At 33.3% G+C, this 16817-nt stretch carries 15 protein-coding genes and 3 rRNA genes; all 18 read right to left on the bottom strand.

Annotation, left to right across the window (positions count from 1 at the left end):
- Positions 1 to 3: 3 nt before the first annotated feature.
- The gene (pheS, locus tag ACFEL4_RS07990; protein ID WP_375317327.1) at positions 4 to 1068 is read right to left on the bottom strand and encodes a phenylalanine--tRNA ligase subunit alpha; all 1065 of its coding nucleotides are present in this window, start codon (positions 1066 to 1068) and stop codon (positions 4 to 6) included.
- 49 nt (positions 1069 to 1117) lie between these two features.
- On the bottom strand, positions 1118 to 1897 hold the full coding sequence (locus ACFEL4_RS07995; RefSeq protein ID WP_375317328.1) for a TrmH family RNA methyltransferase: 780 nt from the start codon (positions 1895 to 1897) through the stop codon (positions 1118 to 1120).
- Positions 1897 to 2586, bottom strand: coding sequence for a M48 family metallopeptidase (locus tag ACFEL4_RS08000; protein WP_375317329.1), 690 nt, complete (start codon positions 2584 to 2586; stop codon positions 1897 to 1899). The genes ACFEL4_RS07995 and ACFEL4_RS08000 overlap by 1 nt, the downstream gene beginning before the upstream one ends.
- Positions 2587 to 2645: 59 nt before the next feature.
- Entirely contained in the window at positions 2646 to 3149 is a 504-nt protein-coding gene (locus ACFEL4_RS08005) for a dUTP diphosphatase (RefSeq protein WP_375317330.1), read from the bottom strand.
- Positions 3150 to 3180: 31 nt separating this feature from the next.
- Positions 3181 to 4044 carry a YwaF family protein gene (locus ACFEL4_RS08010; RefSeq protein WP_308149487.1) on the bottom strand — a complete coding sequence of 288 codons (864 nt, stop codon included), beginning with the start codon at positions 4042 to 4044 and terminating at the stop codon, positions 3181 to 3183.
- Between the two features lie 198 nt (positions 4045 to 4242).
- A complete protein-coding gene (locus tag ACFEL4_RS08015) occupies positions 4243 to 4632 on the bottom strand; it encodes an IS1595 family transposase (RefSeq protein ID WP_375317056.1) in 390 nt (129 codons plus the stop codon).
- Positions 4527 to 4934: a hypothetical protein gene (locus ACFEL4_RS08020; protein WP_375317331.1), complete on the bottom strand. Its 408-nt coding sequence runs from the start codon at positions 4932 to 4934 to the stop codon at positions 4527 to 4529. The genes ACFEL4_RS08015 and ACFEL4_RS08020 overlap by 106 nt, the downstream gene beginning before the upstream one ends.
- Positions 4859 to 5062, bottom strand: coding sequence for a hypothetical protein (locus ACFEL4_RS08025; protein WP_375317332.1), 204 nt, complete (start codon positions 5060 to 5062; stop codon positions 4859 to 4861). Before ACFEL4_RS08025 ends, ACFEL4_RS08020 begins: the two co-directional genes overlap by 76 nt.
- 159 nt (positions 5063 to 5221) lie before the next feature.
- Complete coding sequence (rplT, locus tag ACFEL4_RS08030; RefSeq protein WP_342276629.1) at positions 5222 to 5578, bottom strand: 50S ribosomal protein L20; 357 nt, start codon at positions 5576 to 5578, stop codon at positions 5222 to 5224.
- A gap of 15 nt (positions 5579 to 5593) precedes the next feature.
- The gene (rpmI, locus tag ACFEL4_RS08035; RefSeq protein ID WP_308149980.1) at positions 5594 to 5788 is read right to left on the bottom strand and encodes a 50S ribosomal protein L35; all 195 of its coding nucleotides are present in this window, start codon (positions 5786 to 5788) and stop codon (positions 5594 to 5596) included.
- A gap of 15 nt (positions 5789 to 5803) precedes the next feature.
- Entirely contained in the window at positions 5804 to 6343 is a 540-nt protein-coding gene (infC, locus tag ACFEL4_RS08040; RefSeq protein ID WP_375317333.1) for a translation initiation factor IF-3, read from the bottom strand.
- A gap of 293 nt (positions 6344 to 6636) precedes the next feature.
- Entirely contained in the window at positions 6637 to 6762 is a 126-nt protein-coding gene (locus tag ACFEL4_RS08045) for a hypothetical protein (protein WP_375317334.1), read from the bottom strand.
- Positions 6763 to 6976: 214 nt separating this feature from the next.
- Positions 6977 to 7083: ribosomal RNA gene (rrf, locus tag ACFEL4_RS08050) — 5S ribosomal RNA — on the bottom strand.
- A gap of 81 nt (positions 7084 to 7164) precedes the next feature.
- Positions 7165 to 10099 (bottom strand): 23S ribosomal RNA (locus ACFEL4_RS08055).
- A gap of 190 nt (positions 10100 to 10289) precedes the next feature.
- Positions 10290 to 11812: ribosomal RNA gene (locus tag ACFEL4_RS08060) — 16S ribosomal RNA — on the bottom strand.
- The 16S, 23S and 5S rRNA genes sit together here, the layout of an rRNA operon.
- A 467-nt stretch (positions 11813 to 12279) precedes the next feature.
- Positions 12280 to 14214: a threonine--tRNA ligase gene (gene thrS, locus ACFEL4_RS08065; RefSeq protein ID WP_375317335.1), complete on the bottom strand. Its 1935-nt coding sequence runs from the start codon at positions 14212 to 14214 to the stop codon at positions 12280 to 12282.
- A 42-nt stretch (positions 14215 to 14256) separates the two neighbouring features.
- Positions 14257 to 15663, bottom strand: coding sequence for a pyruvate kinase (gene pyk, locus ACFEL4_RS08070; RefSeq protein ID WP_375317336.1), 1407 nt, complete (start codon positions 15661 to 15663; stop codon positions 14257 to 14259).
- A gap of 16 nt (positions 15664 to 15679) precedes the next feature.
- Positions 15680 to 16738: an ATP-dependent 6-phosphofructokinase gene (locus ACFEL4_RS08075; protein WP_375317337.1), complete on the bottom strand. Its 1059-nt coding sequence runs from the start codon at positions 16736 to 16738 to the stop codon at positions 15680 to 15682.
- Positions 16739 to 16817: the final 79 nt, after the last annotated feature.

Raw genomic sequence — 16817 nt, forward strand, 5'->3', positions numbered from 1 at the left:
TCTTTAAAATTGTTTTAAGAAACGTAAATCATTATTATAAAACAATCTAATATCATCAATACCATATTTAATCATAGCAATTCTTTCGATTCCTACGCCAAAGGCAAAACCTGCGGTTGCTTCATCTAAACCTGCAGCGGTAAAAACATTAGGATGAATCATTCCTGCGCCAAGAACTTCAATTCAGCCTGTATGTTTGCATAATGAGCAACCTTGTAGCTTACACATTGGACAATTAACATCTACTTCTACTGAAGGTTCGGTAAAAGGAAAATAACTAGGGCGTAAACGAGTTTTAGTTTCTAAACCAAACATTTGTTGACAAAAATGATTTAAAGTTCATTTTAAATTAGCAAAGGTAATATTCGGAGCAACAACAAATCCATCAACTTGCATAAACTGGTGAGAATGAGTAGCATCATCATTATCTTTACGATAAACATTGCCTAAACTAATAACAGCTTCTACTTTCTGTTTATTTTTATTTTGTTTACTTAAAATACGAGCAGTAATGTTAGTAGCATGAGTTCTTAATAATCAACGATTAACTTCTTTACTATTATTATCTAAATAAAAAGTATCTTGCATCGCGCGTGCTGGATGATTAGCAGGTAAATTTAAGCGATTAAAATTGTATTCTTCGTTTTCAACTTCATTACCACTGACAATTTGATAACCTAAATTTTTAAAAATATTAGCAATATCATCAACTGTTTTTAATAAAGGATTACGATGACCAATACTGAAATCTAAACCTGGTAAAGTTAAATCGATTTCAGAATCTTTTAATTTTTCATCAATTAATTTTTTTTCAAGTTCATTAAACTTAATAGTTATCTTATCAGAAATTTCTTTTTTAAGTTTATTAGTTAACTGACCAATCTCGATTCGATATTGATGAGGTAATTGAGTAACCGACTTTAAAATATCATTAATTGCTGAGTTTTTGCCTAAATATTGGGTTTTTGTTACTTGTAATTCATATAAATCATTAATCTTTTCAATATTAATAAAAGCTTGTTGTCTAATAATATCTAATTTCTTTCTTAAGTCACTAACTTCTAACACTATATACCTCCAAATGTTATTCTCTACTGTTTTATATTATAAAACACCTTTATTTTAATATATTACTAACGAATAAGCAATATATTACAATGGCAATACTTGTTGCAAGGTTTAATGATTCTACATTAGACGTAGTTTTAATAATCATGTTAGTATCAATATAAATTTTATACTTGTCATTGATACCTTGACCTTCATTACCAAATAGCAGAGCAGTTTTGCCAGAAAAAGTAATTTTATTTAAGTTAGTAGTATTAGGCTCATGTAAAAATGTTCCATAAATTTTATATTGTTTGGTTTTTACTTTTATTAACAACTGTTCAAATTCTTCATAGTAAACATTACTATAAAAAATTGCTCCTTGACTTGCACTAATTACCTTGTGATTATATAAATCAACACTACCTTGTGATAAATAAATTTCAGAAAAATTAAAAGCAACCGCACTTCGCAGAATATTCCCTAAATTACCCGGGTCTTGAATGGTGTCAATCATAATAATGTTATTAGTAGTTAAATGAGTATTAGCTTTTTTCATGGTACATAGTCCAATTAAAGGTTGTGGTGATTTATTTTGTGACAGTTTTTTAATAATCATCTCATTAATAACAATAATATCAACACCATAACAATCTTTTAACAATTTATCAAATTTATTGTAATATTTTTCATCTATTAAAATTGTTGTTAATTGCTTTTGACTAAAGGCAACAGTAATTAAATGGTCTCCTTCAATTAAAAACAATTGTTTTGTATCACGATATTTTTTATCGTGCAATAACACCAAGTCTTGAATTAGGGGATTTTTAAGTGACATTATTTGTTTCATTAGCAACCCCTACTTTGTTTTAAAAACTTTTGACAATCTTGATAATTAGGACAAAATTGCATAACATAGTTTCAAAAAGATTTCTGATGGTGACCATGAATAATATGAGCTAGTTCATGAATGACAACATAATCAATAATATCATAACTATAGTGAATTAGTTTGTAATTAAGAGTAATTATTTTTGCAATTGGTTGACAAATTCCTCATTTACTAACCATTGAACGAATTTTAAGGATATTAAACTCAATACCCATGATTTGTGACCAATATTGCAAACGATTCATAAAAATTAACATTGATTCCTTTCTTAAAAAGATTTCAATTTTTATTTGGATTTGTTTTAAATCTTGTAACTTAGTAAATACAACTAATTGTGGATAATCAAAATTAATTACTGTTTTTTGAGAATGATATTTAATAAAGATAGGATATTTTTCATTTAAAAAGTAAACGTAATCATCTTGACCATTAATAACCAGATTACGTTCTTTTACTATTTTATTTTTGGTAATTTTTGGTAAACTTTTTAAAATAAAATCTTCAACTAATTTTTCTTGCATAAAAAATGGAGCGCTAACAAGAATTTTATCATTACAAACTTTTAAATACATATGCTTTTGTTGTTTATACGTAATTATATATTCTCATTGTGTATTGCCATAATTAAAATTTTTAACAATAGCCATTTTAAAATTCCTTTCTTACTAATACTTACCTTATTTCAAATTAAATTCCTTTTTTATTTTTAATAATTTTGGGATTGTCGTAAATGATTTATTTTATTTTTAGTAAGATAACTACTAATAATATCATTATTAGTAAATTCGCATCTTTTGGCAATTGAAAAATAAAAGTTTAATAATTGATAAAAGTTTTCATTAGTTTTTGATGTGAAAAATGTAGTAACACTAGCAAATAAACTGATAAAAAGTAGCGTAAGTTCTACTTCATTATCTTGCTCTATAAAATGATATTTTTTAAAATTAATATTTAAACTATTAGCAATACTAATAATAAAATGCAATCCATCAATATATTCTTCTAACATCACATTCTTAGCAGAACTTGGCTTTGAACTTCAATATTTGAAGCATCGTTGTTCATTAGCAAATTCGGCTAATTCAACTAATAAAGCTAAAAATCGTGCAGTTAAAGTACTACTTTCACTAACACTTCTTGTTGTAATAATTTTATTATCTAATTCACGTTGTAAGTTAATAATGGTTGTAAATTGCTCTTGGTTTAACATAGTTGGTTCACCTTCTAATTTTTATAAATAATTATGATCTTACTGTATTTTTAAACTTAATTGATTTAACAAAATTATGAATTTTTTGAATTAAGTTTTTTTTATTTTCATGAAGTGGGTTAACTTCTGTTCCCTTATCTAAATAAAATGGTAATAAGCTTTTAGCGATAAATACATATGTCAAGCATAGTAAGGTAATACCTACTACAAACATAAACCCAAAACGAAGAATTGGTAATCAAACTGAAGTATTTAATGTATCCTTACCAATACTTGCTGTATATCCTTGATCACCAATAAATAAATAATTAGTACCAAATGATTCGTTAAAAATAAAGACACCTGCTCCAAACATTGTGATATATAAAATGCTTTTTTTGATATATGTTTTGTCATACTGAATGTGACCATATAAATATAAATACAAGTAAGAAAAAATGATAATAGTGTGAATAATATAATAATTTCAATATAAGAAATGCTGTGGTCCGAATACTCATTTACTGCTATCTGGAAATAAGAATGCTAAAAGAACTGGACCAATTAAAGGAAATGTGATATTAAACATTCCTTGAATTGGAATGATTAATAATAAACCACTAGTAATATTTAGCACTGAACAAAGTTGAAATGGAAAATAATCATATGAGTTATAATTATTACCATTAAGACCATGAACAACATAAAAACCTACATATAAAACTAATTGAAAAATTCCTAAACTACACTTAAAACTATAATGTTTGCTTAAGTTAGCGTAAAATCTTTTAAAAATAAATAAACTTCCAATAAAAGATATTGACAAAACTAAACCAATTCAATAATACATTCCAAACAAAGGATTAATAATATCTTGTGGGTTACCATCAAAAAACCCAAATATATTCAAGTTCATACAGCCTCCAAATATTTTGTATAATTTTCTACTTATTACTAAATTAAATTTCATTAACTTTACTACTAATAATACTATAACATAAAAACACAATTTTTTAGATATAAAAAATAAGGCTTTTCTCCCTTTATGTACTATTTTTAAATTTTATCACATAAATGCTGAGAAAAGCCTATCTACGGACTTCTCCCCACATTTTTAAATTAAACATAGCATTACAGTTTCAAAACTAGGTATGTTATTGAATTTATATGCAGCTTCTTTTGCATATAAATGAATATGATGTTTTGCAACTTTGATATGTGTTTTAAATGTTCTTCGTATATGTTTTCATACTGACTCAATTTGGTTGGTATTTACACCAGTTTTTGAAACATAGCCATCTTGATGGTTAACTGTTTCATGCTTAGTGAAAACCGATTTCAAATCGCGATATCCTTTTCAAGAATCAGTATGTACATCACACTTTGAAGAAATGTGGTTTATTGCAAACTGCAAAAGATTTTTACTGTTTGCGTTTTTCAATACTTTCACAATCAGATTGTTGGTTGTTTTTTCATAAATACCAACAATCAAGGTTTTGTGCAACAAGGATCTTCCTTGTTTTTTAAACCCATATGTGAAAGATACATTTCATCCATTTGCACTATGCCCTCAACAATGAATTGAGGTTCTTGTTTAGCAATGGCACTTCGGATTTTATGACCCATTCTTCAAGCTGTTTTCAAGGTCACTCCCAATTCTTTTGCAACATCAGTTGATGGAATTCCATGTTTGGTGTTTATTCATCTAAAGATGAGATAAAACCAAGATATTAAAGGTGTTTGTGACTTTGAAAATATAGTGCCCGTGAGAATACTGAATGTTTGATGACATTTCAAACATCTCATTTTATTAAATTAGAAGTATTCAAATTAAAACTAGAACACCTAATACATTTGCTTTGTTTCAAACTTGCTATATATGCAAGACATTGTTTTTCAGTTTGAAAAGTATTATTGAACTCATTCAATTTCATTGTTTCCTCCACAAGTACATGTGGGGAGAAGTCCGAAAAATAAATACTAATAACTATGAAAATTTATAACCGTTAAACTTTTATAGTTATAATAATTAATTAAAAACTAAACAAAATGCTTCTCTGTTATAGAGAAGCATTTTGTTAATAATTTGGTTATTATGCTAAAGCTGCTTTAGACGCAATAACTAATTTTTCAAATTCTTCTGGTTGATTAATTGCTAATTCTGATAATATTTTACGATTTAAATTGATATTTGCTTTATTCAAACCATCAATAAAACGTGAGTATGATAAATCATAATTACGAACCGCAGCATTAATTCTGGTAATTCAAAGTTTACGGAATTCACGTTTACGATTCTTACGGTCACGGTAAGCATACGCAAGGGAATTCATAACTTGTTCATTGGCTGTACGGTATAGAGTGTGTTTTGCTCCATAGTATCCTTTAGCTAACTTTAATATTTTTTTACGACGATGATTAGTTGTATAACCACCTTTAACTCGAGCCATTTTATATCACCTTTCTTAAGATATCTTAATTTTTTTTCAACGTCTACAGTCAGTTGCATCAACTAGACCTCATCCACGAGCTTGACGTTTTTGTTTTGTTGTTTTATTTTGTGCTAAGTGAGAAACACCAGCTGTCCCACACATAATTTTGCCAGTTCCGGTAATTTTAATACGCTTTTTAATGGCCTTCTTTGTTTTCATTTTTGGCATATTTTTGACCTCCGATTAATTTTCTTGACTTTTCTTTTTTGGAAATAAATAAATAGTTTGTATATTTTTTTCTTTTTTATCAAAACTTTTATCATAAATACAAATATCTTCTAATTCTTTGTAAAACTTCATAATAACTTCTTTCCCAATTTCAGGATTAGAGTTTTGACGACCACGATATTTTAAAGTAATTTTTACTTTGTTTCCATCATTTAAAAACTTTCGAGCATTTTTAGCCTTAGTTTGTATATCATGATCACCAATAACAGCGCTTAAACGAATTTCTTTTTCTTCAGAAATTGCGGCCTTTTGTGCTTTTTTAGCTTCCTTTTCTTTTTGTTGTTGCTCAAAGCGATATTTATCAAATTTAAACATTTTACAAACAGGAGGACGAGCATTTGGTGAAATGCATAGTATATCAAATCCTAATTCTTTAGCTTTGCGTAAAGCATCGAATCTCTTCATTAATCCATAATTAGTACCATCGTTACCAATGATTAAGCTTTCATAAGGAATATTGCTATTTCATAAATCGTCATTATTTTTAATAGCCATACATACCTCCTTTGGATAGATACATAAATAAAAGTGTGCCTAAAGAGCACACTCACCATTACAAAGTAACTTATTTTTATATAAATAAGATCTGTAAAGCATTGAACCTATAACAACTTAGTTATCAGGTGAGTGTAAAATACTACTTTCTTTATGTCATTTATTATTATAGTAAATTTTGCACAAATTGCAATACTTTTTTTGTTTTAAAACCAGAACTTGTGATAAACTAAAAATTACTTATCAATCGTTAAGAAAATAAGTGTTTAAAACAAACTAAATTTAATATCCAACTAATCAGTTGCTGCAACAATTTCTTCAGATTCTGTTGAATATTCTTCAATAATAATTTCCAATTGTTTACTCTCAATTAAATACTTAATAAAAGGATGTAAAAATCCTTTTTTATTTTGGCTCATCTTAATCTCACCCTTTGTATTCTTAAAGAAAAAATAAAAAAATCATAATTATATAAGTAAATATTAACATTTTTTTATATTTTTTCATAAATAACACAAACTATAAGTATTCACGTACTCTTTTATTATTTATAATTTATATTATAAGTGTTATTTTTAAAATAAAAAAAATCTTAACGTTTAAAATTAAGACTTGTAAAAAGAATAATAAAAAATTTGGCATCGTGCTATTTTCCCATTGCTGGTATTTTCGCCGCTGGAGTGCTTAACTGCTGTGTTCGAGATGGGAACAGGTGTGGCCACTCCGCCATTGACACCAAATAGTTTACAGCAATTGCTCCCTAAAAACTAGAAATAGACATCTTTAAATTTGATTACTTTTGATTTGCAATAGAGAATATCTTTAATAAATCCTCGATCTATTAGTATCAGTAAGCTAAACACATCACTATGCTTACACACCTGACCTATCAACCTTGTAGTATTCAAGGGATCTTACTTCTTTCGAATGAGAAATCTCATCTTGGAACTGACTTCGCGCTTATATGCTTTCAGCGCTTATTCATGCCCTACATAGCTACCCAGCTGTGCCACTGGCGTGACAACTGGTGCACCAGAGGTAGGTCCATTCCGGTCCTCTCGTACTAGGAACAGCTTTCCTCAAATTTCTTGCGCCCACGACAGATAGGGACCAAACTGTCTCACGACGTTCTGAACCCAGCTCGCGTACCGCTTTAATGGGCGAACAGCCCAACCCTTGGAAGCGACTACACCTCCAGGATGCGATGAGCCGACATCGAGGTGCCAAACCTCCCCGTCTATATGAACTATTGGGAGAGATTAGCCTGTTATCCCCGGGGTAACTTTTATCCGTTGAGCGACGGCCTTTCCACACAGCACCGCCGGATCACTAAGCCCAACTTTCGTTCCTGCTCGACTTGTATGTCTCGCAGTCAAGCACCCTTTTACCTTTGCGCTCTACATATGATTTCCATTCATATTGAGGGTACCTTTGGGCGCCTCCGTTACTTTTTAGGAGGCGACCGCCCCAGTCAAACTACCCACCAGACACTGTCCTTAAACCAGATCATGGTTTCAAGTTAGAATTTCAATATAGCAAGGGTGGTATCCCAATGGTGACTCCATGCCTACTTGCGTCTGCATATCAACGTCTCCCACCTATGCTGTACAAACTACACCAAAATTCAATATCAAGTTGTAGTAAAGCTCCACGGGGTCTTTCCGTCTAATCGCGGGTAACCTGCATCTTCACAGGTACTAAGATTTCACCGAGTCTATAGCCGAGACAGCGTCCGGATCGTTACGCCTTTCGTGCGGGTCAGAACTTACCTGACAAGGAATTTCGCTACCTTAGGACCGTTATAGTTACGGCCGCCGTTCACTGGGGCTTCAGTTCAAAGCTTCGCTTGCGCTAACAAATCTCTTTAACCTTCCAGCACTGGGCAGGCGTCACCCCGTATACTTCGTCTTACGACTTTGCACAGAGCTGTGTTTTTGCTAAACAGTCGCCCGGACCTCTTCACTGCGACTCATATTGCTATGAGCTCCCCTTCTCGCTAACTTACGGGGTTATTTTGCAGAGTTCCTTAGCTATAGTTATCTCGCTTGCCTTAGGATATTCTCCTTGACCACGTGTGTCCGTTCTCGGTACAGGCACCATGATGATGTCTTTAGAAGCTTTTCTTGGAAGCTTGGCGTCAAATACTTTGTTACTAGGCGAACCGTTCACTCCCCATCATACTTCAAGGTTATTGCTGTGCGGATTTGCCTACACAACCCTCTTTGTATTTAGCCCAGCACAACCAACGGCTGGGATATTTTAGCCTTCTTCGTCACTCCATCAGTCACCATGGTGGTACAGGAATATCAACCTGTTGTCCATCGACTACGCCTTTCAGCCTCGCCTTAGGTCCTGACTAACCCTGGGTGGACGAACCTAGCCCAGGAAACCTTGGTCAATCGGCATGAAGGATTCTCACCTTCAATCGTTACTCACGCCGGCATTCTCACTTCTAAACGCTCCACTAGTCCTTCCGGTCTAGCTTCGTTGCAGATTAGAACGCTCCCCTACCGCCCACAATATATGTGTACATATATATAGACCCATAGCTTCGGTACAATACTTAGCCCCGGTACATTTTCCGCGCAGAATCATTCGACTAGTGAGCTGTTACGCACTCTTTAAAGGATGGCTGCTTCTAAGCCAACCTCCTAGCTGTTTAAACAATTCCACATCGTTTTCCACTTAGTATTGATTGGGGACCTTAGCTGATGATCTGGGCTGTTTCCCTCACGTCCATGGACCTTATCACCCATAGACTGACTGCCAAACATGTAACAACGGCATTCGCAGTTTAATTGCATTCAGTACCCCGAGGTGGGGCCATCATACATTCAGAGCTTTACCTCCGTTGCACTAATTTTGACGCTAGTCCTAAAACTATATCGGGGAGAACCAGCTATCTCCAGGTTCGATTGGAATTTCACCGCTAGCCACAAGTCATCCACGGTCTTTTCAACGAACGTTGGTTCGGTCCTCCATTGACTGTTACATCAACTTCAACCTGCTCATGGCTAGATCACCTGGTTTCGGGTCTAGGACCACATACTAAACGCCCTATTCAGGCTCGCTTTCACTTCGGCTCCGTCTTTTCGACTTAACCTTGCATGTAATCATAACTCGCCGGCTCATTCTACAAAAGGCACGCCGTCACCCATTAACGGGCTCCGACTTGTTGTAAGCATATGGTTTCAGGAACTATTTCACTCCCCTCTCGGGGTACTTTTCACCTTTCCCTCACGGTACTGGTTCACTATCGGTAATTGGTTAGTATTTAGCCTTACGCAGTGGTCTGCGCAAATTCCGACAAGGTTTCACGTGCCTCGCCGTACTCAGGGTTTACCAAGGAGGTCTACACATTTCGCATACTGGGCTTTCACCGTCTATGGCGTTGCTTCCCAACAACTTCTGCTATATGTAAACTTTGTAACTCCTTCAAACTTAATTAGTGGCTCCCTATAACCCCAGTCTGACGACTGGTTTAGGCTGGTCCCTTTTCGCTCGCCGCTACTAAGGGAATCGCATTCGCTTTCTTTTCCTCTAGGTACTAAGATGTTTCAATTCTCTAGGTATCACTCTCTACATAACTATGTATTCATTATGCAGTACTATCTGATTAAAGATAGTGGGTTTCCCCATTCGGACATCTCCGGATCAAAGCTTATTTCCAGCTCCCCGAAGCTTATCGCAGGTAATCGCGTCCTTCTTCGTCTTCCAATTCCAAGGCATCCACCATACGCTCTTAATAATTTATTTTTAGAATATCCTATTGCAAGATAAAACTTATCTTTTTTTTTAAAAGATGTCTATTATCCAGTTTTTAAAGAACAATTGCTCAGAGATAACAATCCCTGAAAACTAAACAGAACAATTAAATTAATCCAATAAGTCACACATCTGATTTTTCTTGTTGTCTTGATTTCTCGAAAGAAATTAAACTCCATAGAAAGGAGGTGATCCATCCCCACCTTCCGGTAGGGATACCTTGTTACGACTTAACCCCAATCATCAACCCTGCCTTGGGTGGCTCCCTCCTTACGGTTAGGACACCAACTTCTGGCATTGCCAACTCTCGTGGTTTGACGGGCGGTGTGTACAAGACCCGAGAACGTATTCACCGCAACATTGCTGATTTGCGATTACTAGCGATTCCGACTTCATGAAGTCGAGTTGCAGACTTCAATCCGGACTGAGACTGACTTTTTGAGATTGGCTTAACCTCGCGGTTTTGCGACTCTTTGTATCAGCCATTGTAGCACGTGTGTAGCCCAGGTCATAAGGGGCATGATGATTTGACGTCGTCCCCACCTTCCTCTAGCTTACACTAGCAGTCTCCTTAGAGTCCCCAACTTAATGCTGGCAACTAAGGACAAGGGTTGCGTTCGTTGCTGGACTTAACCAAACATCTCACGACACGAACTGACGACAACCATGCACCACCTGTATCCTTGTTAACCTTCACTATATCTCTATAGCTTTGCAAGGTATGTCAAGACCTGGTAAGGTTCTTCGCGTTGCTTCGAATTAAACCACATGCTCCACCGCTTGTGCGGGTCCCCGTCAATTCCTTTGAGTTTCACTCTTGCGAGCATACTACTCAGGCGGAGTACTTAATGCGTTAGCTACAGCACTGCCTCTTGGCAACACTTAGTACTCATCGTTTACGGCATGGACTACTAGGGTATCTAATCCTATTTGCTCCCCACGCTTTCGTGCCACAACGTCAGTAATAGGCCAGTTAGCCGCCTTCGCCACTGGTGTTCCTTCATATATCTACGCATTCCACCGCTACACATGAAATTCCACTAACCTCTCCTATACTCTAGTAATGTAGTTTCCAAGGCGGTTAGGGGTTGAGCCCCTAAATTTAACCTCAGACTTGCATAACCGTCTACGCACGCTTTACGCCCAATAAATCCGGATAACGCTTGCCACCTATGTATTACCGCGGCTGCTGGCACATAGTTAGCCGTGGCTTTCTGGTAAGGTACCGTCGATCCTATAATCATTTCCTATTATAGTATTTCTTCCCTTACAACAGACCTTTACAATCCGAAGACCTTCATCAGTCACGCGGCATTGCTCCATCAGGCTTTCGCCCATTGTGAAAAATTCCCTACTGCTGCCTTCCGTAGAAGTTTGGGCCGTGTCTCAGTCCCAATGTGGCCGTTCGTCCTCTCAGACCGGCTACGCATCATTGCCTTGGTAAGCCATTACCTTACCAACTAGCTAATGCGCCGCATCCCCATCAATTAGCGAAGCATTACTGCTCCTTTCATTATTAGTTTTTCATACTAATAACATATGCGGTATTAGCTGTCGTTTCCAACAGTTGTTCCCCACTAAATGGTAGGTTAGATACGTGTTACTCACCCGTTCGCCACTAAAGTATTGCTACTTCCGTTCGACTTGCATGTATTAGGCATGCCGCCAGCGTTAATCCTGAGCCAGGATCAAACTCTCAATAAAATTGTTTTTTTTGTTAAAAGAATGATGTCTGACTTACTTAATTTTTTAATAAAAATTGACGGATTAATTCTTGTTCTATTTAGTTTTCAAAGATCGTTTTTTCTGATTTATGACCCCTTTGTTTTTGGTCACAATAATAATAATACAGAAAAGCAAAGGCAATGTCAATTAAAATCTAATAAAAAATAATTATATTTTTATTAGATTTTAAAAACTAATAAAAATATCAATAAATAATATTAATTTTATCAAAAATAACACTTATTTATTTTTAAAAATTATCAATTTTTATTCTAATGAATTAAAAAAACATCATTAAAATTAACGAAAGCACAAAAATTTTATTTATGATTAATGAATATTATTTTGGACGTAATAATTATCTAATTGATTACTATTTAAAAAGCATCTATATAAAATAAAAAGTATTCAAGACTATTTCTTAAATACTTTTTAGAAATTAATATTTATTTTTTATCATTAACTTGTTTTACTAATAATTTCAAGAATGATATTAAATCACTAGTGAGACTTGTTTTTTGTCCATATTGACGATAACTTATTTTATTGTCATTCAATTCTTTTTGGCCAACAATAATTTGATAAGGCACTTTTTGAGTTTGTGCTTCAGCAATTCGTTTACTAATAGTGCCACTACTAATGATTTCGGCGCGAATATTATTTTGCTTACATGTTTCATGAATCGCATTAGCATATTCTAACATCGGTTGGGTTTCATTAATGGGTAAAATAGCAATTTGGGTTGGAGATAGTCATAATGGGAATACCCCTTTTGTTTGTTCTAACAGTGTTGCAATAAAACGTTCGTAAGTACCAATTAAACCACGGTGAACAATAACTGGGTTAACTTCTTTATTATTCTGGTTAATATAAATTAAATTAAATTTTCTTGGTAATAAAAAGTCAAATTGAATTGTAGAAATCGTGATTTCATGACCTAGTGCTGTTTTAATTTGAACATCAAACTTAGGACCATAAAAGGCAGCTTCACCAATCATCGGTTTATAATCTAATTTTAATTCATCCAATACTTCACGCAATGCTGTTTCTGCTTCAACTCACATTTTATCATCATTAAAATATTTTTCTTTATCAGCAGGGTCACGTAATGATAGTGATAAGTAATCAATTTTAATATTTAAAGTTTTTAAAACTTCAGCAATTAATTGATAACAGCGTTTGAATTCTGCTTTCATTTGGTCACGACGCACAAAGATATGGGAATCAGTTAATTCCATACTACGAACACGTTCTAAACCAGTTAAAGCACCACTTGCTTCATAACGATATAGCAATGCATGCTCACTTAAACGCAGTGGTAAATCACGGTAACTACGAGGGACACTTTTATAAATCATACAATGATGAGGACAAGTCATTGGCCGCAATACTAATTGTTCACCTTCTTTTTCAGTTGGACTAAACATATTCTCGCGATAGTGGTCTCAGTGACCACTTTTTTTATAAAGTTCAACTGAACCTAAAACTGGTGTTGCTACTTCTTGATATTCTCATTTGAATTCTTGTTCACGTAAGTAATTTTGTAAAACTTTTTTAATTGTCATTCCATTAGGTAAAAAGATTGGTAAACCCTTCCCGCAATCATCGTTGAAAGTAAAAATATTTAATTCTTTTCCTAATTTACGATGATTGCGATTTTTACGGTCTTCAATATCTTTAATAACTGCTGTTAATTGTTCTTTTGAGTAGTGACAAATCCCAGTAATTCTTTGCAATTGTTTGTTTTTATCATTTCCTAATCAATATGCACCAGTAATATTTAATAATTTAAAAGCTTTCATTGACTTTGTTTCATTAATGGCAACTCCAGAAGCAACTACTAAGGTTTTATTGTCTACCAAGTATGAGCACTTTAAACCATTAACATGATTTAATTTAATATATTCTAAGGCAAACGGATTTTCACTGTGACTTTTTAATGACTCAATTTGGGTTTGGCAAATTCGAGCAACAGCTAAATTATTTTTTAATAATTCATGCATTTGTTTTTCAACTTTAACTAAATCTTCGTTTGTTAAACGAGTGCTATAGTCAAAATCTAAGTAAAAACCATCATCATTAGTTTTCGCAACAGTAATTAATGCTTTGGGATACATAGTTTTAATAGCATGTGCTAAAACCATGGCGCAACCATAGTTTAAAACCGTTCAACCTAAAGTTTCATCTTTAGTAACAAATTTAACTTCAGCATCTTCTTTAATTTCTCAGTGTAAATCTTTTAATTGACCATTCAATGTAAAAGCAATGATCGAAGCTGCTTGCTTATCATCATCTTTCAATAATAATTCATAACCAGTGATCGGTTGGTCTAATTGATAAGATGTTAATTTACCATCTACTGTATTTATATTAATTTTCATAAGTTACCTAATTCCTTTTCTATTTACATGAATAGTACTAGATTATTTAGCAGTGAAAGATGAAAAAGGTTTAGTACTATTATTAATATCAATTACTAATATATTGGCTTTAGTAGGAATTGTGTACGTGCTACTAATCGCTTCTTGAATTTGTAAAGTATTATTTAAATCAATTGTAGCACCTTTTTGGTCATAATAAGCATAAATTCCAGAATTTAAAGCAAACTTATTGTAATCAATAACATTATTGCTAATAGGAATTATGTATACTGGTAAATGAGCATTAGCAATTGTTGTTAAGAATTTACTATCTTGACTGTTAGTAATTAAAAATTGTGGTTTTTCATCAATAATGGTTTTAATTGTTTTAGCAACTAACGTATCTTTTGATGTTAGTAATTCATTAGCAATTTTACTTACTGGTTGATGACTTTCAGCATCAACAATAATTTTACTCATCGTAGCAATGGCTAGTACTGGGTAATTACCATTAGCTGATTCACCTGAGAGCATTGTACATGTTGAACCTCAATCGACAGCTACTCATACATCAGTTACTTCGGCTCTTGTTGGATGAGGATTATCAACCATTGAGTCTAACATTTGTGTAGCAACAATTACTGTTTTATTAACATCTCAACATTTTTGGATTCATTGGCGTTCTAGGAATGGTACTTTTTCAAATGGAATTTCAACTCCTAAATCACCACGGGCAACCATAATAGAATCAGAAACTTCCAAGATTTCATCAAAATTATTCACTGCTAATTGTGATTCAATTTTGGCAATAATTTGAATGTGTTTACCACCATTGTCATCTAATACTTTACGAATAGCTAAAATATCTGCTTTTGAACAAACAAATGATGCTGCCACAAAATCAACTTGTTGTTGACAACCAAAAATTAAATCAGCTTTATCTTTATCAGAAATAAATGGTAATGATAATTTTACGTTAGGAATATTAATGGCACGACGGTCTTTAATCGTATGTGTGTTTAAAGCTTGACAAGTAATAACATGCCCTTTAATGGTAATAACTTTTAATGTTAATTTCCCATCATCAACTAATAAATTATCGTTAACTTTCATGTCCTTAGAAAGATTTGCGTAGTTAACAGAGAATTTTTCAGCAGTACCAATAATTTCTTCATTGTCAATAATAGTAATAACATCATTTTTTTTAATTTGGGCACTACCACCTTTGAAAGTATGAGTTCTTACTTCAGGTCCTCTTGTGTCTAACATAATAGCAATTGGAGCGTTTAGTTTTGCTGCAACTTCTCTAATTGTTTTAATACGTGCTAAATGTTCGTCATGGGTTCCATGAGAAAAGTTAATTCGAGCACAAGTCGATCCATTTTCAACTAGTTGTTGAATAACTTCTGCTGAACTTGATGCAGGTCCTAAGGTTGTTACACACTTAGTTGTTTTTATAATTGGAATCAAGTGATTCACCTCTTTCTTAAGTATTCTTTTTTGTAATAATCCCTGATAAGCGTAATACTTTAGCAGTTAGTGCTGAATTTTTTTCTGGTATTTTTGGAGTATTAAGTGCATCTTGGATTTCAATGGCTACTAAACGGTTACCTTGTAATCCAACACAAATGCTAGATTTGTTACTATTTGCAAATCTTTCAGCAGCAAAAACTCCCATCATTGTCGCAAGATAACGGTCAAAAGCACTGGCTGTGCCACCACGTTGAATTTGTCCTAAAACTACTGATCTTGTTTCACATTTAGTTTCTGCTTCCAGAATTTTAGCCATTTTTTTAACATCATATAGGTTTTCAGTTACTACTACTACCATTGAACGACGTTGTTTTTTAAGATACATTTGTTTGATTAGTTCAATTAAAGCAGGTTCTAAAATATTTAAATCTTTGGTTGCTACTAAATCACAGTTGGCAGCAGCAGTTGCATGTAGAGCAAGGTCACCACATTCACGACCCATAGTTTCAACAATCATAATTCTACTATGTGAATCTGCAGTTTGACGAATTTTGTCAAGATTTTCAACAATAGTATTTAAAGCAGTATCAAAACCAACAGTAAATTCACTTGAATTAACATCATTGTCAATAGTTCCTGGGATTCCAACACATTGGATTCCTGATTCAACACTAATCTTTTGTAAACCAGTAGTTGTTCCATCACCACCAATTGCGATTAAACCTTTAATGTTTTCTTTACGTAAAATATCAATACATTTTTTTCTTGTGGCTTCATTTTCAAATTCTTTAAAACGAGCTGAGCCAATAATAGTTCCTCCCATTTGGGTACCTAAATCAATTAGTTGTATTCATTGGGCATTAATTGTCTGAAACTCACTTTCAAATAAACCTTTATAACCATTTTTTATTAAAACTAATTCAAATGCTCTTTTATCAGTGCTACCTGCTTTGCTGTTTTCAAAACTCATACTACGGAGAGTTTTATAAACACCATTAATTACGTTGTTCATGCCTGGGGCATCGCCACCAGAGGTTAAAATACCAATTCTTGTTTTTTCTGTATCATTCATAGTTAGTCATCCTTTTCTAATTGTGCATATAAATAATTGTTACATTTATTATTAAATCAAAAACTAAATATTAATCAAA

The organism is Spiroplasma endosymbiont of Virgichneumon dumeticola, assembly GCF_964264745.1.
Lineage (GTDB): Bacteria > Bacillota_I > Bacilli_A > Mycoplasmatales > VBWQ01 > Spiroplasma_E.